Origin of the sequence: Brevibacterium sp. CCUG 69071 (assembly GCF_021023135.1) — a bacterium.
GTDB lineage: Bacteria > Actinomycetota > Actinomycetes > Actinomycetales > Brevibacteriaceae > Brevibacterium.
This window is the reverse complement of record NZ_PGFV01000001.1, coordinates 703,984-727,165: the sequence shown is the minus strand read 5'-3', so window position 1 is coordinate 727,165 and position 23,182 is coordinate 703,984. Positions and strand designations below refer to the sequence as shown.

Annotated in this window: 23 protein-coding genes and 1 tRNA gene; 15 read left to right on the top strand and 9 right to left on the bottom strand. The window is 66.8% G+C overall.

Annotation, left to right across the window (positions count from 1 at the left end; all coding sequences use genetic code 11):
• Window positions 1-103: 103 nt before the first annotated feature.
• On the bottom strand, window positions 104-2,200 hold the full coding sequence (locus CV023_RS03380) for an acyl-CoA dehydrogenase family protein (RefSeq protein ID WP_230744040.1): 2,097 nt from the start codon (window positions 2,198-2,200) through the stop codon (window positions 104-106).
• Window positions 2,197-2,784, bottom strand: coding sequence for a TetR/AcrR family transcriptional regulator (locus tag CV023_RS03375; protein WP_230744039.1), 588 nt, complete (start codon window positions 2,782-2,784; stop codon window positions 2,197-2,199). The genes CV023_RS03380 and CV023_RS03375 overlap by 4 nt, the downstream gene beginning before the upstream one ends.
• 58 nt (window positions 2,785-2,842) lie before the next feature.
• Here CV023_RS03375 and CV023_RS03370 point away from each other — a divergent pair, with 58 nt between their 5' ends.
• The 5 genes from CV023_RS03370 (at window position 2,843) to CV023_RS03350 (ending at window position 7,934) form a co-directional block, all read left to right on the top strand.
• Window positions 2,843-4,132, top strand: a complete 1,290-nt coding sequence (locus CV023_RS03370; RefSeq protein WP_230744038.1) for an acetyl-CoA C-acetyltransferase — start codon at window positions 2,843-2,845, stop codon at window positions 4,130-4,132.
• A complete protein-coding gene (locus CV023_RS03365) occupies window positions 4,129-5,481 on the top strand; it encodes a 3-oxoacyl-ACP reductase (RefSeq protein WP_230744037.1) in 1,353 nt (450 codons plus the stop codon). Before CV023_RS03370 ends, CV023_RS03365 begins: the two co-directional genes overlap by 4 nt.
• Window positions 5,481-6,335 carry a MaoC family dehydratase gene (locus CV023_RS03360; RefSeq protein ID WP_230744036.1) on the top strand — a complete coding sequence of 285 codons (855 nt, stop codon included), beginning with the start codon at window positions 5,481-5,483 and terminating at the stop codon, window positions 6,333-6,335. The genes CV023_RS03365 and CV023_RS03360 overlap by 1 nt, the downstream gene beginning before the upstream one ends.
• 81 nt (window positions 6,336-6,416) lie before the next feature.
• Window positions 6,417-6,504, top strand: a tRNA-Leu gene (locus CV023_RS03355).
• Between the two features lie 122 nt (window positions 6,505-6,626).
• The gene (locus CV023_RS03350; RefSeq protein ID WP_230744035.1) at window positions 6,627-7,934 is read left to right on the top strand and encodes a M20/M25/M40 family metallo-hydrolase; all 1,308 of its coding nucleotides are present in this window, start codon (window positions 6,627-6,629) and stop codon (window positions 7,932-7,934) included.
• Here the strand turns inward: CV023_RS03350 and CV023_RS03345 are convergent.
• Window positions 7,888-8,868 (bottom strand): DMT family transporter, encoded by a 981-nt coding sequence (locus CV023_RS03345; RefSeq protein WP_230744034.1) that lies wholly within the window; start codon window positions 8,866-8,868, stop codon window positions 7,888-7,890. The two genes, CV023_RS03350 and CV023_RS03345, sit on opposite strands and share 47 nt — an antisense overlap.
• 28 nt (window positions 8,869-8,896) lie before the next feature.
• A complete protein-coding gene (locus CV023_RS03340; protein WP_230744033.1) occupies window positions 8,897-9,079 on the bottom strand; it encodes a DUF5703 family protein in 183 nt (60 codons plus the stop codon).
• A 58-nt stretch (window positions 9,080-9,137) separates the two neighbouring features.
• On the opposite strand from CV023_RS03340, the gene CV023_RS03335 reads away from it, so the two are divergent.
• A complete protein-coding gene (locus tag CV023_RS03335; RefSeq protein WP_230744032.1) occupies window positions 9,138-9,824 on the top strand; it encodes a histidine phosphatase family protein in 687 nt (228 codons plus the stop codon).
• 34 nt (window positions 9,825-9,858) lie between these two features.
• Here the strand turns inward: CV023_RS03335 and CV023_RS03330 are convergent, their stop codons facing one another.
• Window positions 9,859-10,692, bottom strand: a complete 834-nt coding sequence (locus CV023_RS03330; RefSeq protein WP_230744031.1) for an undecaprenyl-diphosphate phosphatase — start codon at window positions 10,690-10,692, stop codon at window positions 9,859-9,861.
• 69 nt (window positions 10,693-10,761) lie between these two features.
• Between CV023_RS03330 and CV023_RS03325 the strand changes: the two genes are divergently transcribed.
• Window positions 10,762-11,661 carry an aldo/keto reductase gene (locus CV023_RS03325; protein WP_230744030.1) on the top strand — a complete coding sequence of 300 codons (900 nt, stop codon included), beginning with the start codon at window positions 10,762-10,764 and terminating at the stop codon, window positions 11,659-11,661.
• A 52-nt stretch (window positions 11,662-11,713) separates the two neighbouring features.
• Here the strand turns inward: CV023_RS03325 and CV023_RS03320 are convergent, their stop codons facing one another.
• Complete coding sequence (locus CV023_RS03320) at window positions 11,714-11,992, bottom strand: hypothetical protein (protein ID WP_230744029.1); 279 nt, start codon at window positions 11,990-11,992, stop codon at window positions 11,714-11,716.
• A 57-nt stretch (window positions 11,993-12,049) separates the two neighbouring features.
• Here CV023_RS03320 and CV023_RS03315 point away from each other — a divergent pair, with 57 nt between their 5' ends.
• From CV023_RS03315 to mshC, 3 genes are all read left to right on the top strand, one after another.
• The gene (locus CV023_RS03315) at window positions 12,050-12,613 is read left to right on the top strand and encodes a DUF3090 family protein (RefSeq protein WP_230744028.1); all 564 of its coding nucleotides are present in this window, start codon (window positions 12,050-12,052) and stop codon (window positions 12,611-12,613) included.
• Window positions 12,614-12,619: 6 nt separating this feature from the next.
• Window positions 12,620-13,432: an SCO1664 family protein gene (locus tag CV023_RS03310; RefSeq protein ID WP_230744027.1), complete on the top strand. Its 813-nt coding sequence runs from the start codon at window positions 12,620-12,622 to the stop codon at window positions 13,430-13,432.
• Between the two features lie 62 nt (window positions 13,433-13,494).
• Window positions 13,495-14,754: a cysteine--1-D-myo-inosityl 2-amino-2-deoxy-alpha-D-glucopyranoside ligase gene (mshC, locus tag CV023_RS03305; RefSeq protein ID WP_230744026.1), complete on the top strand. Its 1,260-nt coding sequence runs from the start codon at window positions 13,495-13,497 to the stop codon at window positions 14,752-14,754.
• A gap of 22 nt (window positions 14,755-14,776) precedes the next feature.
• Here mshC and CV023_RS03300 read toward each other — a convergent pair whose 3' ends face one another.
• Entirely contained in the window at window positions 14,777-15,607 is an 831-nt protein-coding gene (locus CV023_RS03300; protein ID WP_230744025.1) for a proteasome assembly chaperone family protein, read from the bottom strand.
• Window positions 15,608-15,629: 22 nt separating this feature from the next.
• Between CV023_RS03300 and CV023_RS03295 the strand changes: the two genes are divergently transcribed.
• Window positions 15,630-16,289: an HAD family hydrolase gene (locus CV023_RS03295; protein WP_230744024.1), complete on the top strand. Its 660-nt coding sequence runs from the start codon at window positions 15,630-15,632 to the stop codon at window positions 16,287-16,289.
• 48 nt (window positions 16,290-16,337) lie between these two features.
• Here the strand turns inward: CV023_RS03295 and CV023_RS03290 are convergent, their stop codons facing one another.
• A complete protein-coding gene (locus CV023_RS03290) occupies window positions 16,338-17,147 on the bottom strand; it encodes a RecB family exonuclease (protein ID WP_230744023.1) in 810 nt (269 codons plus the stop codon).
• A gap of 127 nt (window positions 17,148-17,274) precedes the next feature.
• Between CV023_RS03290 and CV023_RS03285 the strand changes: the two genes are divergently transcribed.
• From CV023_RS03285 to arc, 3 genes are read left to right on the top strand one after another with little or no spacing between them, the layout of a single operon-like run.
• The gene (locus tag CV023_RS03285) at window positions 17,275-18,435 is read left to right on the top strand and encodes a site-2 protease family protein (RefSeq protein WP_230744022.1); all 1,161 of its coding nucleotides are present in this window, start codon (window positions 17,275-17,277) and stop codon (window positions 18,433-18,435) included.
• Window positions 18,436-18,481: 46 nt separating this feature from the next.
• Window positions 18,482-19,504, top strand: a complete 1,023-nt coding sequence (locus CV023_RS03280) for a tRNA (adenine-N1)-methyltransferase (protein WP_230744021.1) — start codon at window positions 18,482-18,484, stop codon at window positions 19,502-19,504.
• Window positions 19,501-21,159 (top strand): proteasome ATPase, encoded by a 1,659-nt coding sequence (gene arc, locus CV023_RS03275; protein ID WP_230744020.1) that lies wholly within the window; start codon window positions 19,501-19,503, stop codon window positions 21,157-21,159. Before CV023_RS03280 ends, arc begins: the two co-directional genes overlap by 4 nt.
• 56 nt (window positions 21,160-21,215) lie before the next feature.
• On the opposite strand, the gene CV023_RS03270 is transcribed toward arc, so the two are convergent.
• Window positions 21,216-21,620 carry a DUF3054 domain-containing protein gene (locus CV023_RS03270; protein WP_230744019.1) on the bottom strand — a complete coding sequence of 135 codons (405 nt, stop codon included), beginning with the start codon at window positions 21,618-21,620 and terminating at the stop codon, window positions 21,216-21,218.
• Between the two features lie 32 nt (window positions 21,621-21,652).
• Between CV023_RS03270 and dop the strand changes: the two genes are divergently transcribed.
• On the top strand, window positions 21,653-23,179 hold the full coding sequence (gene dop, locus CV023_RS03265) for a depupylase/deamidase Dop (RefSeq protein WP_230744018.1): 1,527 nt from the start codon (window positions 21,653-21,655) through the stop codon (window positions 23,177-23,179).
• Window positions 23,180-23,182: the final 3 nt, after the last annotated feature.

The window sequence follows — 23,182 nt, the reverse complement described above, 5'->3', positions numbered from 1 at the left end:
ATCCGGCCGGCATCGCTGTGATCAGCGCTGCCGGCCGGATGCCGTTGCGTGTGGGAAGCCATGCCGCCCTGACGGGAAGCCATGCCGCCCGCCCAGGGGCGGTCTACTTCGCGGCCTTCGCCTTCCGGGCCGGGCCCTTGCCTGCCGATCCCTTGCCCGCTGCTTTTCCCTCGGTCTTCGCGGCAGCCTTGGCGGCCTTGCGCAGCTGCTTCTCCTCGATGGGGAAGTCCTGCTGTGCACGGGCATGCCGGTAGTAGTCGGCGGCCTCGGTCTGACGCTTGGCCTCGATGCCGGTGGCGATCGTCGCTCGACGGTGGACGTCCTCATAGCCGAAGGCATCGACGAGGTCGAGAGCATTCGCCGCGAGCTTCGCACACAGACGGTTGAGCGTCTCGGTCAGCTGGCGGGCACGCAGCATCGGCAGCCGGCCGTACATCAGGTGCCAACCGACGTGCTTCTCGATGAGGGTGAGACCGTAGGTGTCGCGCAGCCGGCGGAAGACCTTGGCCTGATCGGCATCCTCCTGCTCCCGCATCGCCTCGTCGAGGGCCTTCCACTTCTCCAATTCGACATAGGCGCGAGCCATCTCGATGAACTCGTGCTGCTGGGAGTTGAACAGCTCCGCGGCATCGGCCGTCGACATCTTCGTGGCCGGGCGCAGCGCCTGGGCCAGGCCGGAGACCATGACCTCGAGTCGGGTTTCGAGCAGCGAACGCTGCAGGCGGCCCGACCGGATCCGCTTGTCGCTGAGATTGCGGGTGAAGACGTCGGAGATCGCTAGGCCGGCATTGGCCAGACCCGTGCGGTAGAGCGTGTGCTCGGCCGCCTGGGTGCCGATGAAGCGGGCAGCGCCCCCGACGTCGAGGTGCGCGAACTCCTTGGCGTAGTCGCCGAGGATGCGCTTGCCCACGAGCTGCAGCAGCACCGTGTTGTCGCCTTCGAAGGTGGCGTAGACGTCCAGATCGGCACGCAGCCCGACGAGGCGGTTCTCGGCCATGAATCCGGCACCGCCGCAGGCCTCCCGGCATTCCTGGATGACGTCGAGGGCCATCCAGGTCGAGTCGGCCTTGAAACCGGCCGCGCGCGTCTCGAGCAGCGCCCGGTTCTCTTCGGAGTCATCGGACCCGGAGAAGACCTCTTCGAAGGAGGTCAGCAGCTTCTCGTGTGCCAGCGCCGAGGCATAGACCTCGGCGATCGCTGGCATCAGGCGACGCTGGTGCTGCTGATAGTCCAGCAGCGTGGTCTCGTGGATGTCGGAGACGGAGTTGAACTGCTTGCGTTCGAGTCCGTAGCGCACCGCGATGTCGAGGGCGATCTTCGAGGCGACGATGGAGGCGCCGTCGAGCGAGACGCGGCCCTGGACCAGGGTGCCGAGCATCGTGAAGAACCGGCGGCCCGGGGACTCGATGGGGGAGGAATAGGTTCCCTCCGCGGTGACGGCACCGTAGCGGTTGAGCAGGTTCGCACGCGGGACGCGGACCTCATCGAAGGCGATGCGGCCGTTGTCGACGCCCTTGAGCCCGCCCTTGAAGGCATCGTCTTCGATGCTCACACCGGACACCGGCTCTCCGGCCTCATCGCGGATCGGCACGAGCAGTGCGTGCACCCCGTGGTTGACACCGGCAGTGATCAGCTGGGCGAAGACGACGGCGGCACGCGCATCACGGGCGGCATTGCCGATGTACTCCTTCGTCGCGGCGCGGAAGGGGGTGTGGATGACGAATTCCTCGGCCTCGGGATCGTAGGTGGCCGTGGTCGCGACGGAGGCGACATCGGAGCCGTGCCCGATCTCGGTCATCGCGAAGGAGCCGAGCAGCTTGCCCTGCTGCGCGTCGACCAGCCACTTCTCGTGCTGCTCGGAATCGCCGAGGTGGAGGATCGCTCCGCCGAAGAGCCCGAACTGCACCCCGGCCTTGATCTGCAGGCTGGGGGAGGCGGTGACGGTCTCCTCGAAGCCGGCGACGTTCGTCGCATGTTCGTTGCGACCGCCCATCTCCGGGGGCAGGCTGACCATCGGCAGGCCCGTGTCGGCCATGAGGCCGACCCCGGTCAGCGTCCGCGCCCGCGTGGTCTCGAGATCGTCGGCGGGATCCTCGTGGGTGATCGACTCGTGTGCAAGCTCGCGGCCCCTGCGCCGGGCGGCCGCCCAGCGACCGTCGAGCACGGAGTTGATGGCCTGCGGATCGAGATTCAGCTTCATTCTTCTACTCCTAGTTGTGCGGGCAGTGATGCCCAGAGCCAATGGCTGATGAGGGTGGCGAAGTCCTCGGGACGGTCCGGATCCGCCAGCCAACTCTCGGTGGCGGCCCTGACGAAGCCGATCGCTCCCGCCGCCCACAGCCGTGCGGGTTCGCCGTCGAGTTCGAGGCGATCGGCGAGCAGGGAGGCGATCGAATTGAAGAAGCCGCCGGTCTCCGCCGGAGCGAAGCGATTGACCGCCGTATCGCAGAAGCGATAGACGGACGGGGAATCGGCGGCGAGGGTGACGAAGGCGCGGATCATCTTCGTCAGCGCTTCATGCGCCGAGGCGGCCGTGGCGTCATCGAGAGAGCGGCCGATGACGTCCATCGCCCATTCCCCCATGGCCGCCTGCAGTCCCGCACGGTCAGTGAAATACCGGTAGAGCACCGACTTCGTCGTGCCCGAGTATTCCGAGATCTGATCCATGGAGAGCTCGTCGCCGTGTTCGTCGACGACATGCCGGACGGCCCGCAGCAGCTCGCGGCGTCTCTGGTCGCGATGCTGCTGCCACCGAGTCGAGCGGCCGTCTGTGAGCGATTTCATGTGACAGACGGTATCAGGTACTGTCGGTAACAGTTAAATCCACGACACGGAGGTGCACATGTCCACACCCACCCAGCGCGCCGTCATCCTCGGCGGCAACCGCATACCGTTCGCGCGGTCGAACAAGCAGTACTCCAAGGCCAGCAACCTCGACATGCTCACATCCGCCCTCGATGGGCTCGTGGCTCGCTTCGGCCTGGCCGGAGAGGCCATCGGCGAGGTCGCCGGAGGTGCCGTCCTCAAGCACTCGAAGGACTTCAACCTCACGCGTGAGGCCGTGCTCGGCTCGGCTCTCTCGCCGACGACACCGGCATTCGATGTCGGCCAGGCCTGCGCGACCGGGCTCGAGACCGTCGTCAGCCTCAACAACAAGATCAACGCCGGACAGCTCGAGTCCGGCATCGCCTCCGGCGTCGATTCGGCCTCGGACGCACCGATCGTGATCAACGATTCGATGCGAGAGATCCTGCTCGAACTCTCCCGCGCCAAGACGATGACCCAGCGCGCCAAGATCGCCGCCCAGATCCGTCCCGCCTACCTCGCCCCGCAGGCCCCGTCGACCGGTGAGCCGCGGACGGGCCTGAGCATGGGCGAACACCAGGCGATCACCACCGCGGAGTGGAAGATCAGCCGTGAGGCCCAGGACGAACTGGCACTGGCCTCGCATCAGAACCTCGCCCGAGCCTGGGACGAGGGCTTCTTCGACGATCTCGTCACCCCGTACCTCGGGGTCAGTCGGGATACGAACATGCGGGCCGACTCCACACTGGAGTCCCTGGCCAAACTCTCCCCGGTGTTCGGACGCAAGCTGGACGCCGAGGCGACGATGACGGCCGGCAACTCGACCCCGCTGACCGACGGCGCCTCCTCGGTCCTGCTCGGCAGCGAGGACTGGGCGCGTGACCGCGGCTTCACGCCGCTGGCCCGCCTCGTCGACGCCGAGGCCGGAGCCGTGGACTTCGTCGACGGCGCCGAAGGTCTGCTCATGGCACCCGCCTACGCCGTGCCGCGTCTCCTGGCCCGCAACGGCCTGACCTTCGCCGACTTCGATGTCTTCGAGATCCACGAGGCCTTCGCCTCGACCGTGCTCAGCCACCTCGCGGCCTGGGAGTCCGAAGAGTTCTGCCGCGACAAGGTCGGCCTCGACGGCGCCCTGGGCACGATCGACCGGACGAAGCTCAACCCCCTCGGCTCCAGCCTGGCGGCCGGGCACCCCTTCGCAGCGACCGGCGGACGCATCATCGCCTCGACCGCGAAGTACCTCAAGACCACCGGCAAGAAGCGGTCGCTGGTCTCGATCTGCGCCGCAGGCGGCCAGGGACTCACCGCGATTGTGGAGGCAGCATGAACGACACCTATCTCAACCTCGTCAACGGTCCGCTCAAGCAGGTCGCCAAGTCGCTCGGCCTGCCCCAGCCGGTGCCGCTCCAGCGCTTCGCCTCGACCCCGGAGAGCTACCGGTCCAAGCCCGTCCTCGTCCTCGGCTCCGGTCCGGACGCGCAGGGGCTTGCCGATCTTCTGCTCGCCAACGGACTCGAGGTGCGTCGCCATGCGAACTCCGGTGAATCGCTGCGGGCGATCATCGCCGTCCTCGACGATGCCTCTGCCCCCACCGATCTCTCGGCCACTGTCCTCGAGGTCGGAGCCGCCCTGCGTTCGCTGGCCAAATGCGGTCGCGTGATCACCATCTCGACGGCCCCGAACCCGGCGCAGCAGAGCCCCGAACGCGCCGCCGCCACACAGGGCATCACCGGTCTGACCCGGTCGCTGGCCCACGAGATGCGCGCCGGGTCCACGGCCAACGGCATCCTCCTCGACGGTGTCGACCTGCAGGCGCCCTCGGTCGCTGCGGCCCTGTGGTTCCTGCTCTCGGGCAAGTCGGCCTACGTCTCCGGACAGTTCATCACCGTCTCCTCCACGGCCGGGGACGCTCTGAGCCTGGAGGAGTTCATGTCCACCGGTCAGGCCGGGCCGCTGGCCGGTCGCACCGCGGTGGTCACCGGAGCCGCCCGCGGCATCGGTGCGGCGATCGCCCGCAACCTCGCCCGCGACGGCGCAAGCATCATCGGTGTCGACATGCCCCAGGCCGGACAGGCCCTGGCCGAGGTGATGAATGAGGTCGGGGGCAGGTCGCTGCAGCTCGACATCACCGCCGACACCGCCGCCGAATCCATCGCCGAGGCGGTCGGCGGCACCGTCGACATCCTCGTCCACAACGCCGGCATCACGCGCGACAAGATGCTCGCGAACATGGACGCCTCACGGTGGGATTCGGTGATCGCGGTCAACATCGCCTCCCAGGCGAGGATCAACGCCGAACTGAGCCGGCGCGGCCTCTTCGCCGAGGGCGCGCAGGTCGTGTCTCTGGCCTCGACCTCGGGCATCGCCGGCAACCGCGGACAGACGAACTACGCGACCTCGAAAGCCGGGGTCATCGGACTCACGGCCGCCTCGGCGCAGGACTTCGCCGAGCGCGGCGGGTCGATCAATGCCGTCGCCCCGGGATTCATCGAAACCGATATGACCGCGAAGATGCCGACCCTGACCCGGCAGGTCGCCCGCCGGCTCTCGAGCCTGCAGCAGGGCGGTCAGCCCATCGACGTGGCCGAGACCATCGGCTTCCTCGCCTCGGCGGGGGCGCGGGGAATCAACGGGTCGACGCTGCGCGTGTGCGGCCAGAACATGGTAGGTGCCTGATGGCCAAGGATTCGATGCTCCCGATCTACGCGAAGGCCGTGCTCAAGGCGCTGCCGATCGGTCCGAAGACTGGCCCCGAGCTGCCCACCCGGTCACTCGACCGGAGCATGCCGATCGAGGCTGAGGCCTATGCCGGTTTCACGAGTGTCGTCGGGGCACCGCTGCGCGACGCCGTCCACCCCGGCTACCTCCACGTGCTCGCCTTCCCGCTGAGCATGCAGCTGCTCAGCGACCCCGAGGTGCCCGTGCCGATGCTCGGCATGGTCCACATCCACAACGCCATCGACGTTCTCCGCCCGGTGCACATCGGTGAGGTCGTAGACTTCCACGTCGAACTCGGCGGCCCCTTCGAACACACGAAGGGCACAACGATCGAAGTCCTCGTCGAGGCGAAGGTCGAGGGCGAGACGGTGATGCGTGAGACCACGACCTACCTCGCCAAGGGTCGGAAGCTGGTCGGTGCCGAGGCGAAGGCGCAGATTCCGCACGCGAACTTCACCGCCCCGCAGGCAACGGCCCTGTGGCGGCTCGACCCGATCATCGGGCAGCGCTACGCCCGGGCCTCGGGGGACTACAATCCGATCCACATCAGCGGACTGGCCGCGAAGGGATTCGGCTTCCCGCGGCTGATCGCCCACGGCATGTACAGCGCCTCGCGGGCCCTGGCCGCCGTGGATCCCCGGCTCGAGGCCTACCGCTGGGAGGTGTCCTTCGCCAAGCCCATCCTGCTGCCGTCGACGGTCGGATTCGCGATTACCGAGGGGCGCCGGCACGCGGCGGCGGACTTCGCCGTATTCGACCTCAGATCGGGCAAACCGCACGTGCTCTCAGCAGTCACGGAGCTGCCTGACTGAGGGTGTGAGTGCGGTGCATCACAATTGCCCGAATTGATTTTGCACCACCCGAAACCGCGTGTAAAGTAATCTCTGTTGCCAGCGCGGGTGGCGGAATTGGTAGACGCGCTAGCTTGAGGTGCTAGTGCCCAACTTATCGGGCGTGGGGGTTCAAGTCCCCCTCCGCGCACAGAGGAAATGGCCTCCGGATCTGATCCGGGGGCCATTTCTCATTCCCGGATACGGGTTCGCACGAGGGTGATATACCGTGGATCTCATCAGCCACTTGAGAACCAGCCGACGGGAGACACCGTGTTTGATTTCAGCGCCGCCGAGTCCGAGGTCACGGACCTGTGCCAGCAGCTCATCCGCATCGACACCCAGAACTGGGGCGGCAACAAGGCCAACCCGGAGCTTCCCGCGGCCGAACTCATCGCCTCCTGGTTCGCCGAGGTGGGCCTGAAGTCCGAGATCGTCGAATCCTCCCCGGGACGCGCCAACCTCGTCGCCCGGGTCAAGGGCAGTGACCCGGAGGCTCCCGCCCTCGTCGTCCACGGCCACACCGATGTGGTGCCGGCAGCCGCCGAGGACTGGAGCGTCGACCCCTTCGGCGGCGTCATCAAGGACGGACTGCTGTGGGGCCGCGGGGCCGTGGACATGAAGGACATGGACGCGATGATCATCGCCGCCGTGCGCCAGATGCTCCGCGAAGGACAGCAGCCTCGGCGTGATCTCATCATCGCCTTCTTCGCCGACGAAGAGGCCGGCGGCAACTACGGTGCCCGGCACATGGTGCGCAACCGTCCGGAGCTCTTCTCCGGAGCCACCGAGGCGATCTCCGAGGTGGGCGGGTACTCCGTCGACATCCGCGGGCAGCGCATCTACCTCATCCAGACCGCTGAGAAGGGACTGGCCTGGCTCAATCTCGTCGCCCACGGCACCGCCGGCCACGGTTCGCAGCGCAACGACGACAACCCCGTCACCCGTCTCGCCGCCGCGATCTCACGCATCGGGTCCTATCCCTGGCCGCAGGAGATCCCCGTCGCCACCAGGCAGCTGCTCGAAGGGGTCTCCGAGCTCACCGGCATCGAGTTCACCGCCGAGACGATCCCGCAGCTGCTGGCCGAACTCGGTTCGGTCGAGAAGTTCGTCGCCCCAACCCTGCAGAACACCTCGAACCCCTCGTTCCTGGGCGCCGGGTACAAGCACAACGTCATCCCGGGCACCGCCACCGCCTACGTCGACTGCCGGACTCTGCCGGGCCAGCACGAGGACGTCATGCTCAAGCTCAAGGAACTCGCGGGGGAGGGCATCGACATCACCCCGGAGGACGAGGGGGAGGCGCTCGAGGCGCCCTTCGACACTCCGCTGGTGGCGCAGATGCGCACCAGCCTGCTCGCTGACGACCCGAGCGCCATGGTCCTGCCCTACACGCTCTCCGGAGGCACCGACAACAAGTCGATGGCCGAACTCGGCATCACCGGCTACGGCTTCGCCCCGCTGCAGCTGAGCGGTGATCTCGACTTCCCGGCGATGTTCCACGGTGTCGACGAACGCGTTCCGATCTCCGCGCTCAAGTTCGGCACGCGGGTCCTCGGGGACTTCCTGCTGAAGGCATGAGCGTGATGACGATCCCGGCGAGCACCCCGAGGGCGCTGAGGATCGTGGTCGGACTGACCAGCGATCCCGGGATCGGCAGCAGCCAATCGAGCAGCAGCGCCCCTGCCAGGTTGCCGAAGAGTGAGAAGAGGCTGAGCAGAAGCACGCCGAGCCGGGCGACGGTGAGCGCGGTGAAGGCGATGAACAGCACGCCCAAGGCCCCGCCGAGGAGGATCCACCACTGATCGGGCTGCGTCGGGAAGCCGGCCCAGCCGACACCGGCGACCATGATGACCGCGGTCGCCAGGCCGAGCGCGATGAGCCCGACAGTGAAGTTGACGGTGGTCGCGACCACTGCCGAGCCGGTTGCGGCCCTGATCCGACCGTTGCAGGCCTGCTGGGCGGCGGTGAGGCTGCCGGAGGCGAACGGCAGCAGCGGAGCCCACAGGGGCACGCCCAGGCCGATGCGCTCATGTGCCCCGTAGACGAGTGCGGCGATGACCACGAGCACCCCGAGGATGCGGAGGGCGCTCAGCCGCTGCTTCCCGCCCGGCGGCAGACGGGTGGCATCGACGATGAGGCCGCCGGTGATCTGTCCGGAGACGAAGGCCATGGTGAACATGGCCACGCCCATGACCGGCACCGTCGTGGCCTGGGCGATGACGACGAGACCGCCGCTCAGCCCGCCGAGCAGCATCCACCACGGCAGCGCCCGAGTGCGCAGCAGCCCAAGCAGAGCGATCGCGGCCCTTCGGGACCGAGCCGAGCACAGGAGCACCGCGGAGACGATGAGCAGTCCGGTGACGAATGAGATCAGGGCGGCGAAGACAGCGTGACCGAGCACCGCGCCGAGGAAGCCGTTGGCTCGCCCCTGCAGGGACATGGCCGCACCGGCGATGACGGTGAGGAGACCGGCGCCGAGGACCGGCAGGAGCGAGGGGGAGGGTGCGGTCACGCGCTCGGTGCTCTCAGCGTGTCGAGGCTCAGCTGCTCAGGGTCAGCGGCATGATCTTGCGCCGTAACCATACCGTGCGCACCCCGCCGACCGAGATCCGCGTCCGGGCCAGCTCCCACTTGCCGTATTCGCACTCGTCGTTGAGCTCCTGCAGACTGACCGAGCGCGGGACATCCTTGGAGAAAGAGACCTTCCGAAACTCGTAGGTCATACGTGGCCGCTGACGTTTCATAGGCCCACCCTAGACGATGGTGGGCTAGTCTGGTGGCATGCCCGTCATCGTCCTTCTGCGGCACGGTCTCTCCAGTGCCAACACGGCAGGAATCCTCGCCGGACGCGCCCCCGGCGTGTCGCTGACCGATGAGGGTGTCAACGCCCTCGAAGCCACCCTGCGGATGCTTCCGCAGCGACGGTTCTCCCGACTCCTGCACTCCCCGCTGCACCGGTGCGAACAGACCGCGGAATTCGCGCAGCGGGCCGCCGAGTTCGACTCCGTCGAGGTCAGCGAGGACATCATCGAACTCGACTACGGCGACTGGACCGGGCGGTCGCTCAAGGAACTCGCCGCAGAGCCTTTGTGGAAGACGGTCCTCGAGCGTGCATCGCAGGCGCGGTTCCCGGGAGGGGAGTCCCTCGCCGAGGCGGCCGAGCGCGCCGTCTCCCGGGTCCGATCGCTCGTCGTCGAGCTTGCTCAGGAGGAACAGCGGGAGAAGGAACAGCGAGAGAAGGACTCCCCGCCGCGGTGGGGGATGCTCGTCTCCCACGGCGACATCATCAAGGCGATCATCGCCGATGCCCTGAACATGCCGCTCGATGACTTCCAGCGCATCGGGGTCGCTCCCGGCTCATTCACCGTCATCGACTATTCGGGTACGCGTCCCGTGCTCACGGCGATGTCGGTGACCGCGGCCGGGCTGGCCGACAGCGGAGCCCCCGGAGGCGGCGGCCTGCGCTGATCGGTCACCCGCGCTGATCGGTCACCCGCGCCGGTCAGGCGGCTGCGAGGACGCCGGTGCCCAGCAGCACGTAGAGGACGATGCCCAGGGCCACTCGGTACCAGACGAAGATCGCGAAGGACTTCGTCTCGACATAGCTGAGGAACCAATGGATGACGAGGAGTCCGAGGCCGAAGGAGATGACCGTGGCCAGAATCGTTGGGCCCCAGCCGAGAACCATGTCGGTGCTGCCGATCGTCTCGTAGACGCCGTAGAACCCGGAGCCGAGGACGGCGGGAATCGCGAGCAGGAACGAATAGCGGGCAGCGGCGGGCCGGGAGAAGCCCATGAACCGACCGGCCATGATCGTGCCGCCGGACCGGGAGACGCCGGGAATGACGGCCAGCGCCTGGGCGAGGCCGTAGAGGATGCCCTGGCCCCACTTCATATCGTTAAGCGTCAGCTGCTTCTTGCCGACCCAGTCGGCGAGGCCGATGATGAGGCCGAAGACGATGAGCATGGTCGCGGTGATCCACAGGCTGCGCAGCGCACCTTCGATGTAGTCCTGGAACAGCAGACCGATGACGACGATCGGGATCGAACCGACGATGATGAGCCAACCGAGGCGGACCTCGGGATCCTTGCGATCATGACGTCCCACCAGCGCCTTGCACCACTTGCCGATGATCGAGACGATGTCACGCCAGAAGTAGACGACGACGGCCGCCTCGGTGCCGATCTGGATGATGGCGGTGAAGAAGGCGCCCGGATCCGAGCCCGGCAGCATCAGCTCACCGACGATGCGCACATGCGCCGAGGACGAAATGGGAAGGAATTCCGTCAGCGCCTGCACGATTCCGAGCACAGCGGCGACCAGCCAGTCGTACATACGACTCCTTGAAAAAGGGGGATGGGAACGAAACCACGGTAGCCGCCACATCGGGTAACCTCAACAATCATGAAGATGCAGCGCCTCGGCACCACCGGCCTCGACGTCAGCGAAGTGGGTCTCGGGACCTTCGAATGGGGTCACCGGGTCGATTCCGTCGTCGCCCAGCGCCTCCTCGACGACTATGTCCTCGCTGGTGGCAACCTCGTCGAGCTGCCGAGTTCGGGCCGCCATGCTGCGGCTGTGCTGGCTCAGCTGAGTCTTCCCGAAGAGCTGCTGGTGATGGCTCGGGTCGGCGTGTCCATGAGTGAATCATCCCACATCGAGGTCGGTCTCGGTCGGGCGCGGATCCTCGATCAGGTCGACGCTCTGCTGAGCACCACGGGTCGCGGCCACATCGACGTGCTCATCCTCGACGTCTTCGATGCCGAGGTCGATCGGGCGGAGACCGCCTCGGCGATCGACACCCTGCTCACCCTCGGCAAGATCCGCTACGTCGGAGTCTCCCACCATGCCGGTTGGGAGCTCTCGGAGATGCGCGGGGCCGGGATTCCGATCGCCTGCGCGATCGCCGAATACTCTCTGCTCAACCGCGAGGCCGAGGACGAGCTCCTGCCTGCCGCACGCTACGGCGGGGTCAGCCTCATCGCCGGAGCTGGTCTGGGCAGGGGAGTGCTCAGCGACAAGTATCGGCGCGGCACTCCGCAGGACTCTCGCCTCGCCGGGGAGCTGAGCGACTACGTCGCGGCCTACCTGGATGAACCCTCGACACGGGTGCTCTCCGGTGTGCGCAAGGCCGCTGCGGCCTTGGGAGTCTCGACCACGGACATCGCTCTGGCCTTCAACCGCCACCAGGGGATCGCCTGTTCACTGGTCTCGGCACGCACCCCGGAGCAGCTAGCCGAACTCACCGGTGACGTAATCGAGCTCGAACCAGAGATCGCCGAGGTCCTCGAACAAATCTCCTGAGGTGCCGGCCGGGTCAGGTGCCGGTCGGATCAGACGCCGTTCAGGTCAGGCTTCAGGCGTCCTCATCGTCCTCAGCGAGCTCGAATTCTTCGTCGAGCCCACTCTCATCGTCGTCCTTCGCGTCCTCGACATCGTCGAAGAGCTCGAAGGGTGTGACCTCGTCGAATGCGGTGTAGATCGCGTCTTCGTAGATTTCGAAGGCATCGGCCAAGGCCATGTAAGCGGCTTCGACTCGCGGATCTTGGTCTCCATTGCGGTGTGCGGATGCGGCGTAGTGTTCCCTCACTGCTTCGAGGAACGCATCCAGGGCCTCACGAGGATCAGTGCTCATAACTCAAATGTATCCCAGGCGGGACCGACATGTAAGGGTTTGAACTAGGCTAAAGGCATGGCAGCTTTGTACGACCACCCCACACCGGAACGATTCGTCGTCGGCACGATCGGACTGCCCGGAGAACGCACCTTCCTCCTCCAGGCCAAGTCGGGATCGGCGCTGACCACGGTGGTCGTCGAGAAGGAGCAGGTGGAGATCCTCGCCGACCGCATCACCGAACTCCTCGACATGGTCATGATCAAGGACCCCGCCGCTCGCGTGCCCCAGACCGCGCTCGACGAGCGCATCGACAACGCCGGCCTCAACGTGCCCATCGAACCGGAGTTCCGGGTCGGAACCATGAGCCTGGGCTGGGACACCGTGGCCCATGAACTCGTCGTCGAATGTTTCGAACTCACCGAGGAGGATGCGCAGGCGGGGACTTCGGCCGATCCCGATGACGATGAGGTCGAACGCGATGTGCTCCGCATCGTCCTCGACGCCGCCGGTGCCCGTGAGTTCTCGCGCCGCGGCGAACAGGTCGTCAATGCCGGCCGCGGAGACTGCCCGTTCTGTTCGCTCCCGCTCGAGCCCGACGGCCACCTCTGCCCCCGGGCCAACGGCATTCCCCGCGGCTGAGGCGGCATGGACGAATCCTTCCTCGTCACCGCGCTGACCAAGGGCGCCTGCACGGAGATGGGCGTGATCCCGCGGGCGAGCAACGACACCCGGCTGATGGTCGTCGAATACGAGGGCCGCGTCCTCAAGGCCGTGTACAAACCGATCTCCGGAGAACGACCGCTCCACGACTTCCCCTCCGGCACCCTGGCGCTGCGGGAGACCGCCGCCCATCGACTCAGCGCCCACCTCGGACTCGATGTCATTCCACCGACGGTTCTGCGCGAGGACCTGCCCGCCGGGACGGGATCGCTGCAGGCCTATGTCGAGGACGCCGGCGGTGCGGACCCGGTGGCGCTGAGCGCGGTTGATGCGATCCCGAACGACTACGCTCCGATGTTCGCCCTGCGCACCGAGGACGGTCGGGACCTCGTCCTCTCCCACACCACCTCGGCGCCGCTGCGGGCACTGTCGTTCTTCGACCTGTTGGCCAACAACGCCGACCGCAAGGCCGGGCACGTCATCACCGGTGCCTGCCTGCCCAGCCTCGCTGACACCGATATCGCCACCCGCGGCATCGACAACGGGCTGACCTTCCACCCGGAGGAGAAGCTGCGGACCGTGCTGTGGGGTTTCTCTCACTCCTCCTTCCAAGTCGAGGAGCTCGATGCCCTCGCGGAGGTGGCCGAGATGTCTGCGGGTCTGCGCGGCGTCCTCGACGACTGTCTGGCCGCGACCGAGATCACGGCCCTGTCCGCCCGAGCCGAGGCCCTGGCCGAGGACGGATTCTTCCCGGAGCCACCCGAGGATCGCACGGCGATTCCCTGGCCGCCGATCTGAGCTCGTCTCGGCGGACCCTGCCGGAGGTGCCGTTGCCGAAGGACTCGGTTAGGCTGGTCTGCGTGAAGTCATGGTCCGAACCTCAACTGCCCCGCCTCACCAGCTCCGGCAAGGCGCCGACGGTCTTCGATACCGCCGCCAGAAGCCCACGTAAGCTCAAGGTGCGTGAGCGCTCGGCGGCCCTCTACGTCTGCGGGATCACCCCCTACGACGCCACCCATCTCGGCCACGCGGCCACCTATGTCGCCTTCGACCTGCTCAACCGGGTGTGGCGCGATGCCGACATCGACGTCGTCTACGCGCAGAACACCACCGATGTCGACGATCCGCTGCTCGAGCGGGCCGACTCGACCGGGGTCGACTGGCGGGAGCTCGCCGAGACTCAGATCGAACTGTTCCGGCAGGACATGCAGGCGCTGCGGGTGATTCCGCCGCAGAGCTTCATCGGAGTCGTCGAATCGGTTCCGCAGATCGTGCGGGCAGTTGAAGATCTCGTCGCCTCCGGTGCGGCCTACACCTTGGACAACGGCGACGTCTACTACCGGGTCTCGACGCCCATCCAGCCGCCCTTCGGCAGCGTCAGCCATGACGACAGGTCGACGATGCAGAGGCTCTCGGCCGAACGCGGGGGAGACCCCGAGACCCCCGGCAAGGACAATCCGATCGATCCGCTGCTGTGGCGGGCCGAGCGCCCGGGCGAACCCGCCTGGGACGGCGGCAGCCTCGGCCGGGGCCGACCCGGCTGGCACATCGAGTGCACGGTCATCTCCGAGGAATACGCCGGCATGCCCGTGGATGTGCAGGGCGGCGGCAGCGACCTCGTCTTCCCGCACCATGAGATGAGCGCGGCCCACGCCGCGGCCTGGAAGCGGCAGCCGCTGGCCACGACCTATATGCACACCGGCATGGTCGGCTATCAGGGTGAGAAGATGAGCAAGTCGAAGGGCAACCTCGTGCTCGTCTCGAAGCTGCGCGAACAGGGCGTCGACCCGATGGTCATCCGCACCGTGCTGCTGTCGAACCATTACCGCAGCGACTGGAACTACACCGACGATCTGCTCGAGTCCGCCTCCGCCCGCCTGCGGGCCTGGAAGCATGCCGCGCGGTGTGAGTCGGAATGCAGGGAAGGCCTGCGCGGCCACATCATCGGACTGCTGCGCGAGTCATTGGCCGATGATCTCGACAGTCCTCGCGCCTTGGGCATCCTCGACGAATGGGCCGAGCACTATGCCGATTCGGAGCCGACCGAGACTGCGCCGGTCAGCGGCGATCGCGTCGCCGACGCCGTCGATGCGCTGCTCGGCATCGCCCTGACCGACTGAGCCTGTTACTCACCGGCTGCGGTTACTTCTCTCGGCCGCGTTTGCGCAGATAGCGTTCGAACTCGGCGGCGATGGCGTCGCCGCTGGCCTCGGGCAGATCGGCCGAGTCATTGAGCTCCTCGAGCCCTTTGACCATCTCCACGAGGTGCGGATTGAGCGCGACGAGCTTATCGGCGCCGAGCTCCCAGGCCCGGGACTCCTCCTCGAGGACGGGAATGTCGATCTCGATTCCCGTGCACCGCTCGACGGCGTTGGCCAGGGACAGCTCCGCCTTCGGTGAGGGCGAATCCGTGAGATAGTCCGGCACGCCCACCCACAGGTTGATCGCCCGCAGACCTCGCCACCGGCATTCGACGCCGAGGAGGCCGAGGATGCCGATCGGACCGGCGTAGCCGTTGACGTCGATGCCGAGCTCCTCGGCCACGACCGGGTCCTCCGTGTTCGCGACCACCGGCATCGGCCGGGTGTGCGGGATCTCGGCATGCAGGCCGCCGAGGAGGACGACCGAATCCTCGGGCCCAACCTGGGTGAGGATGAGGGAGAGGAATTCGCGCCACTTCAGGCCGGGTTCGTGGCCCTGGATGACGGTGATCGGGATGCCCGCATTCTCTCCGCGGTGGACCTCGACTCCGGGCCAGGCGATCGAAGCTCGTCCGTCCTCGTCGCGGATGATCTCCGGTTCGGAGAAGCGGAACTCGTAGAAGCCGTCCGTGTCCAAGATCTCACTGTCGTGGAGGTTCCAGACTTCGATGAGATCCTTGACCAGTGAACTCGCGGCCTCGGAAGCATCGGCGTCCTGCCCCTCGAAGGCGATGAAGACGAGTGAGGCGCCACCCGTTGGAAGAAAACTCATGATTCAAGATTACGCTGGAAACATGACGAACCCAGCCGCAGTCCTATGGGACATGGACGGAACCCTGGTCGATACGGAACCGTATTGGATCAGGTCCGAAACCGAACTGATGCACGCGCACGGAATCTCCTGGAGCGAGGAGCAGGGACTGGAATTCGTCGGCAACGACCTGCGCACCTCGGCGCGGATGATGCAGGAGGCCGGCCTCGAACTCCCGGTCCCGGAGATCGTGGAGACGCTCATCGATTCGGTCATCGCCCTCATCGAGGAAGCGGTGCCCTTCCGGCCGGGAGCTCTCGAACTTCTCGCAGCCCTGCGCGCCGAGGACGTCCCCTGTGTGATGGTCACGATGTCCTACCGCAGGCTCGCCGAGGCGGTCATCGCCGCCTGCCCCGCCGGCAGCTTCGCCGGTCTGATCTCCGGCGACGAGGTCGATGCCGGCAAACCCGATCCCGAGCCCTATCTCAAGGGCGCGGCCCTGCTGGGACTCGACCCCGCTGACTGTGTGGCGATCGAGGATTCGAAGCCCGGTCTGGCCAGCGCCGAGGCGGCCGGGACGATCGCGATCGGCGTTCCCCACCTCGTGGAGCTCGAGGATCGGCCCGGCCGGATCCTGTGGGAGGGCCTGCACGGTCGCGGACTCGACGATCTGCGGGAGCTCACTGCCCGGCAGTCCGCCTGACCCGAGGTGCGGGATCTCGCAGGTCCCTGCGCGCCCGCCGGACGCGGCTCAGGCGCCGACGATCTCGGTGATCTCCGGAGTCGGCGGCGCGGCGTTGCCCCAGGCCGGACACAGGGGTTTGAAGGTGCACCAATTGCACAGCGGTGACTTCCGCGGCCGCCACCGGTCGGTCTGCGCAGCGGCGACGATATCCTTCCAGATCGCGTCGATCTCGAACTGCGTCGCCTCGATGTCAGCCATCGTGGGATGGGACTTGAGCACGCTGCGCGAACCCAGATACATCAGCTGCAGGGTGTGCACGAGCTCACCGGTGAGCCGATACTCGACGAGGGCGTAGAAGCCCATCTGGAACTTCGCCTCCCGCCCGTACTGCGGTTTCGGCTGCTTGCCGGTCTTGTAGTCGACGAGGCGCTTCTCCCCGCCTGGCGCCACGTCGATGCGATCGATGAAGCCGCGCAGCTCGAGACCGCTGTCCAAGGTGGTGCGGACGAACTTCTCCGTCTCATCCGGTTCGAGGTGCTCGGGAAATTCGAGCGTGAAGTAGGCGTCGAGGAGCTTCCGCGCCGAGGTGAAGAACTCCGCCTGCTCGGCCTCTGTGGTGAAGATCTCAAGCACCTCGGGGTCCTTGTCCACGAGCTCGGTCCACGCGGGCATGAGCAGAGACTGGGCATGGTCGGTGGTGCGCTGTTCGGCAGGGGCCGTGAACAGCTTCTCGAGCACAGAGTGGACGACGGTGCCCCGAAAGGCGGCCTGGGAGGGCGGCTCCGGAAGCTTGTCGATGCTGCGGAACCGGAACTTCAGGGGGCACTGGATGAAGTCATTGGCCCGAGAGGGCGAGAGACTGGTGAGCACGGCCATGTCACCACTGTAACGACTCACACTGACACGACAACGACTTGATTGCGTCCGCCGCGTCGACCAGCGGCGGAGCCCGTCTCGCTGTTAGGCTGAGAACCCCCGACCCCCAAGCAGAGGAATTCCTTCGATGGCTGCGAAAAGTCACCAGATCGGTGCGTCCTCCGGCGTGCGCCTGGGGACTGTTCTCGGCGCCCCGGTGATCCTCGCCTGGTCCTGGTTTCTCGCCGCCGTGGTCATCACCATTCTCTTCACTCCGTGGCTGAACACGGTGCGTCCGGACCTGGGCGTCGGAGCCTGGTTCGTGGCCTTCGCCTATGCGGTCCTCCTCTTCGCCTCGGTGTTCCTCCACGAACTCGCCCACGGCGTCGCCGGACAATTCTACGGGCAGAAGGTCGCAGCCATCGAGCTCAACATCTGGGGCGGCTTCACCCGGTTCGAACCGCAGGTCGACAACCCGCGCGACAAGGCCGCGACGACGAGCTTCGTCATCTCCATCGTCGGGCCCATCGTCAACATCGTCCTCGCCCTGCTGGGATGGTGGTGCCTGAGCGCGGTCAGCCCGACCTCGGTGCCGTGGCTGCTGCTCATCGCCGTCACCTTCGCCAATGTCGCCCTCGGCGCGATCAACCTGCTGCCGGGCATCCCTCTCGACGGCGGCTGGGCGCTGCAGGCGATCATGTGGCGCATCACCGGCTCCCAGTACCTCGGCACGATCGTCGCCAGCTGGGTCGGACGCATCATCGCCATCGGCTTCATCGGCTGGTCGGTCATCACCCCGCTGCTGGCCGGCGATCGACCCGACCCGCTGACGGTGGCCTGGATGTCGCTCATCGCGATCATGCTGTGGTTCTCCGCAGGGGATGCGGCCACCCACGCCAAGCGGGCACGGAAGATGGAGACCTACGACCTGTCCCAGGTCATCCAGCCGGCGATCGCCGCGACCTGGGACGCCGATCTCGCCGACACGCTCGACTACGCGAACACGCTGGGCAATGCGAAGGAGCGCACGCTCATCGTCGTCCTCGATCAGAAGGGACTGCCCTACGGGCTCGTGGACCGGCACGCCGCGGCTGGACGGCTCGCCGAGGACCTCTCTCCGGTACCCACCGGTGAGGTCGCCCGACCTCTGGCCGGATGGATCGGCGTGCCCAAGGACATCACCGCCCCGCATCTGCTCGAATCGCTCACCCACCGACCGAAGGCGCAGTTCAGCCTCGTGATGGACGGAAACACCCTCGTCGGCGTCATCGACCTGCAGGAATTCTTCGACGAGCTTCTCGCCGCCTGAACCGGGTGTGCCGAGGCGCTGCCCACCAGCGTAGAGTGGTCACATCATGACTCAGGTAAGCCATACCCAACCTCATCGGGTCCTTCATCCCGGGGAGAAGATCCAACTCACCGACCCCAAGGGACGGATGCACACGATCGTGCTCGGTCCCGGTGAGGTCTTCCACACCCATAAGGGACTCATCAACCACGATGACATCATCGGCCGCACCGAGGGCATCGTCGTCACGAACACCGGGGGAGTGGACTTCCAGGTCTTCCGTCCCCGCTATGAGGACTTCGTGCTGTCGATGCCGCGAGGCGCCGCCGTGGTCTACCCGAAGGACTCCGGACTCATCGTCACCCTCGGCGACATCTTCCCCGGAGCCACCGTCGTCGAAGCCGGCGTCGGCTCGGGTGCCCTGTCGATGGCGCTGCTGCGCGCAGTCGGGCCGACCGGCACCGTCCACTCCTTCGAACTGCGTGAGGAGTTCGCGACCATCGCGGCCGGCAACATCGCCGACTTCTTCGACGGCGAACCCGAGAACTGGTCGGTGACCGTCGGCGACCTCGCCGAGACCCTGCCCCAGGCCTATGAAGCCGGCACCGTCGACCGTGTGGTCCTCGACATGCTCACCCCCTGGAACACCCTCGAAGCGGTCACCGAGGCACTGGCTCCCGGCGGCATCGTCATCGCCTACGTCGCCACCGTCCCGCAGCTCTCCCGCTTCGTCGAGGCCCTGCGCGAGACCGGCAGCTATGCCGAACCGGAGTCGATGGAGGCCATGGTCCGCGGCTGGCACGTGGACGGTCTCGCGGTGCGTCCCGATCACCGGATGATCGCCCACACCGGGTTCCTCATCATCGCCCGCCGGATGGCACCGGGGGTGACGCCTCTGGAGAAGAAGAAGCGCCCCCAAGGAGCGACCGCCGCGGCCGAGGACGTCGCCGCCTGGACCGAACCCGAAGTCACCGAGGCCGCCGTCGGCGCTCGAGTCGCACATGGGAAGAAGCTGCGTCGCGTGATGCGCGAGGCAGGCAAACGCTTGGAACGCACACAGCCGACCCCCGGGTCGAAGGAGGACCAATGACCGAGACCGAGACCACCACCGAGGTCAAGCGTCTGCGCGAAGACACGGCCTCACTGCGCCAACAGCTCTACAGCGCCGGCAAACGCAACGAGGCGCTGTCGAAGACCCTGCGCACCGCCCGCGACGAACTCGGACGGATCAAGGAAGAGGCCCGTCGGCTGACCGAACCCCCGAACAACTGGGGCACGCTGGTCGCCGTCGATGACAAGGGTCTGGCCGCCGACGTCATCGTCGGCGGACGTCGGATGCGCGTCGCGATCGGCCCCGAGGTCGAACCTGCCAAGCTGCTCGCCGGTGCCGATGTGCTCCTGTCCGAAGGACTCGTCATCATCGGCACGGGGGAGTTCCCGCCCGTGGGGTCGGTCGTCAACGTCCGCGAGTTCGTCGACGACACCCGGATCCTCGTCGGTGCGCCCGGCGATGACGAACAGGTCTTCGTCCTCGCCGACTCCCTCGTCGGTGCGAGCCTGCGCGTCGGCGATGCCGTCGTCGTCGACACCCGCACGCACTACGCCCTGCAGGTCGTCGAGAAGCCCGAGGTGTCCTCGCTGCTGCTCGAAGAGGTCCCGGACATCACGTACTCCGACATCGGAGGCCTGGCCGACCAGATCGGTCAGATCAAGGATGCCGTGGAGCTGCCCTTCGAACACCCCGAGCTCTACACCGAGCACGGACTCAAACCGCCCAAGGGCATCCTCCTCTACGGACCTCCCGGCTGCGGCAAGACGCTCATCGCCAAGGCGGTCGCGAATTCCCTGGCCGACCGGACCGGTTCCGAGCAGTCCCACAAGACCTTCTTCCTCAACATCAAAGGTCCCGAGCTGCTCGACAAATACGTCGGCGAGACCGAACGTCAGCTGCGTCTGATCTTCGCCCGCGCCCGCGAGAAGGCCTCGGCAGGCTTCCCCGTGGTCGTCTTCTTCGACGAGATGGAGTCCCTGTTCCGGACCCGCGGCACCGGCAAGTCCTCCGATGTGGAGACGACGATCGTGCCCCAGCTGCTGACCGAGATCGACGGCGTCGAACAGCTCGACAACGTCATCGTCATCGGCGCCTCGAACCGTGAGGACCTCATCGATCCCGCGATCCTGCGTCCCGGTCGCCTGGACGTCAAGATCCGCATCGAACGGCCCGACGCCGAGGCCGCGCGAGACATCTTCGAGAAGTACCTGACGACCGATCTTCCGCTCCACCCGAGCGTACTCACCGGACACGCCACCGCCGCCGAGGCGGTCGACGCCCTGATCACGCACTGCGTGGAGAGAATGTTCGCCCAGAGCGCGGAGAACGAATTCGTCGAGGTCAGCTATGCCGACGGGTCCAAGGAGATCCTCCACTTCTCGGACTTCGCCTCCGGAGCGATGATCCACAACATCGTCGACCGGGCCAAGAAGTCGGCGATCAAGTGCCTGCTCGAGACCGGGGAGCGCGGTCTGCGCCCCGAACACTTCGACGAGGCCATCGCCGAGGAATTCAGCGAACACGAGGATCTGCCGAACACCACGAACCCTGATGAGTGGGCGCGGATCTCCGGCCGCAAGGGCGAACGGGTGACCCACCTGCGGATGATGCACCTCGACACCACTCGGGGTGCACCCGCGGTGCCCCTGGAGACCGACATCGCCGAGGTGTACCCGAACTCCGACCTCGTGTGAGCCCGGGCTCGACGCGGTACCGGGATCCGCGTGATCCCGGGATCAGCGCACGAGGCTCAGCGGCCGCCTCGGCGCTTCCCGGATCCGCCGGCCACCGCGGTGGCGATGATCCGCCAGCCCACGAGGGTGATGAGGTTGAGGCTCGTGGCAACGATCATGAAGGTCACCGGAATCTCTCCCGGGGTGTCGCCGGCGCCCGTGACGCCGCGCAGCACCAGTCCGATGAGCACGGTGATCGCCCACACGCCGGTGCCCGTGCGCAGGGGCGAGATCGGTCGATCCCAGACGGCGGTGAGCACCCAGGCCGCAAGCAGTCCGAGCAGGAACGGCCACGCCGTGGTCATCAGCCCCTGCGGATCGAAATTGTGAGAATGTGTGTAATGACCGACGATCGTGAACAGGACCACGAGGACGAGGTCGACTGTGAGGGCGATCGGGAGATGGGATTTCTTGGCTGCCACGGCCTCGAGTCTAGTCGTGAGAAGGAGATGAGATGCTCAGCGTCCACCGAGTGATGGGTTCGGAGACCGAGTTCGGCCTCAGCCAACCGGGCAATCCGCGTGCGAATCCGATGCGGGACTCGGCGCGTGTCGTCGACGCCTATGCCGGACCCCGCGGCCTGCGGTCCTCCCAGAACTTCTGGGACTTCGCCACCGAATCGCCCCTGGCCGATGCGCGCGGCTTCTTCATGAACATCGCCGACGCCGATTCCTCGCAGCTCACCCACGTGCCCGCCGAAGACGTCGAGGCCCAGTACCTGGCCAATGTCGTCACCGAGAACGGGGCCCGCTACTACGTCGACCACGCCCACCCCGAATACTCTTCCCCGGAGGTGCTGACCCCCCGCGATCTCGTCGCCTATGACCGGGCCGGGGACCTCGTCGCACTGGCCTCGGTGCGGGCACTGGAGAAGTCCGGGGAACCGGTCAACCTGTACAAGAACAACACGGACTCCAAGGGATCGTCCTACGGCACCCATGAGAACTACCTCGTCGACCGCGGTGTGGACTTCGACGACATCGTCGCCGGCCTCATCCCCTTCTTCGTCACCCGACAGATCCTGTGCGGATCGGGTCGGGTCGGCATCGGCCGGGAAGGGGAGTCCGCGGGCTTCCAGATCTCCTCGCGCGCGGACTTCTTCGAAGCCGAGGTCGGACTCGAGACGACGCTGCGGCGCCCGATCGTCAACACCCGCGACGAACCGCACGCCGACCCCGCGAAGTACCGCAGGCTCCACGTCATCATCGGCGATGCCACGATGGCCGAACCGGCGACCCTCGTCCGGTTCGGGTCGACCTCGCTCGTGCTCGGCCTCATCGAGGCGGGGCTGGCCCCGCGGCTCGAACTCGCCGACCCCCTGCAGGCACTGTGGGACGTCAGCCACGACCTCGACCTCGCCGCCGAGCTGCCGCTGAGCGACGGATCGACGATGACGGCCCTGCAGGTCCAGGAAGCCTATTACTCGGCCTGCGCGCAGCACGCCGGCGACGACGAAGACACCGCCTCGGTGCTCGCGGAATGGCGTCGGTTCCTCGACGGACTGGCCGAAGACCCGCGCAGCCTCGCCGACTCCATCGACTGGGTCGCCAAATGGGTGCTGCTCGAAAGCTACCGTGAGCGCGAAGGCATCGACTGGGATCACCCGAAGCTCGCGCTCGTCGACGTCCAGTACCACGATGTGCGCCCGGAGAAGGGCCTGTTCCACAAGCTCGAGCAGGCGGGCCGGATTCGGCGCCTGACCACCGACGCCGAGGTGGAGGCCGCAGTCACCGCGGCACCGGAAGGCACCCGGGCCTACCTGCGATCCCTTGCGATCACGCGCTTCTCCGCGGACCTGGTGGCCGCCAGCTGGGACTCTCTCGTCCTCAACGCCGGTGACTTCGGGGTCGTGCGCCTGCCGATGAGCGAACCGCTCAAGGGCACTCGCGCCCTGCTCGAGGACCGGCTGTCCGGGATCGAGACCTCCGCAGGCCTGCTCGAGGCACTCGGAGTCGATAGACTGAAGACGAAGAACGACTGAAGG

Coding starts and splice junctions, on each gene's coding strand:
- CV023_RS03370 (WP_230744038.1), top strand. CDS start 2,843: ATGTCCACACCCACCCAGCGCGCCGTCATCCTCGGCGGCAACCGCATA.
- CV023_RS03295 (WP_230744024.1), top strand. CDS start 15,630: ATGACGAACCCAGCCGCAGTCCTATGGGACATGGACGGAACCCTGGTC.
- CV023_RS03375 (WP_230744039.1), bottom strand. CDS start 2,784: ATGAAATCGCTCACAGACGGCCGCTCGACTCGGTGGCAGCAGCATCGC.
- CV023_RS03320 (WP_230744029.1), bottom strand. CDS start 11,992: ATGAGCACTGATCCTCGTGAGGCCCTGGATGCGTTCCTCGAAGCAGTG.
- arc (WP_230744020.1), top strand. CDS start 19,501: ATGACCGAGACCGAGACCACCACCGAGGTCAAGCGTCTGCGCGAAGAC.
- CV023_RS03285 (WP_230744022.1), top strand. CDS start 17,275: ATGGCTGCGAAAAGTCACCAGATCGGTGCGTCCTCCGGCGTGCGCCTG.
- CV023_RS03280 (WP_230744021.1), top strand. CDS start 18,482: ATGACTCAGGTAAGCCATACCCAACCTCATCGGGTCCTTCATCCCGGG.
- CV023_RS03335 (WP_230744032.1), top strand. CDS start 9,138: ATGCCCGTCATCGTCCTTCTGCGGCACGGTCTCTCCAGTGCCAACACG.
- CV023_RS03330 (WP_230744031.1), bottom strand. CDS start 10,692: ATGTACGACTGGCTGGTCGCCGCTGTGCTCGGAATCGTGCAGGCGCTG.
- CV023_RS03325 (WP_230744030.1), top strand. CDS start 10,762: ATGAAGATGCAGCGCCTCGGCACCACCGGCCTCGACGTCAGCGAAGTG.
- CV023_RS03340 (WP_230744033.1), bottom strand. CDS start 9,079: ATGACCTACGAGTTTCGGAAGGTCTCTTTCTCCAAGGATGTCCCGCGC.
- CV023_RS03360 (WP_230744036.1), top strand. CDS start 5,481: ATGGCCAAGGATTCGATGCTCCCGATCTACGCGAAGGCCGTGCTCAAG.
- CV023_RS03365 (WP_230744037.1), top strand. CDS start 4,129: ATGAACGACACCTATCTCAACCTCGTCAACGGTCCGCTCAAGCAGGTC.
- CV023_RS03310 (WP_230744027.1), top strand. CDS start 12,620: ATGGACGAATCCTTCCTCGTCACCGCGCTGACCAAGGGCGCCTGCACG.
- CV023_RS03300 (WP_230744025.1), bottom strand. CDS start 15,607: ATGAGTTTTCTTCCAACGGGTGGCGCCTCACTCGTCTTCATCGCCTTC.
- dop (WP_230744018.1), top strand. CDS start 21,653: ATGCTCAGCGTCCACCGAGTGATGGGTTCGGAGACCGAGTTCGGCCTC.
- CV023_RS03380 (WP_230744040.1), bottom strand. CDS start 2,200: ATGAAGCTGAATCTCGATCCGCAGGCCATCAACTCCGTGCTCGACGGT.
- CV023_RS03290 (WP_230744023.1), bottom strand. CDS start 17,147: ATGGCCGTGCTCACCAGTCTCTCGCCCTCTCGGGCCAATGACTTCATC.
- CV023_RS03315 (WP_230744028.1), top strand. CDS start 12,050: ATGGCAGCTTTGTACGACCACCCCACACCGGAACGATTCGTCGTCGGC.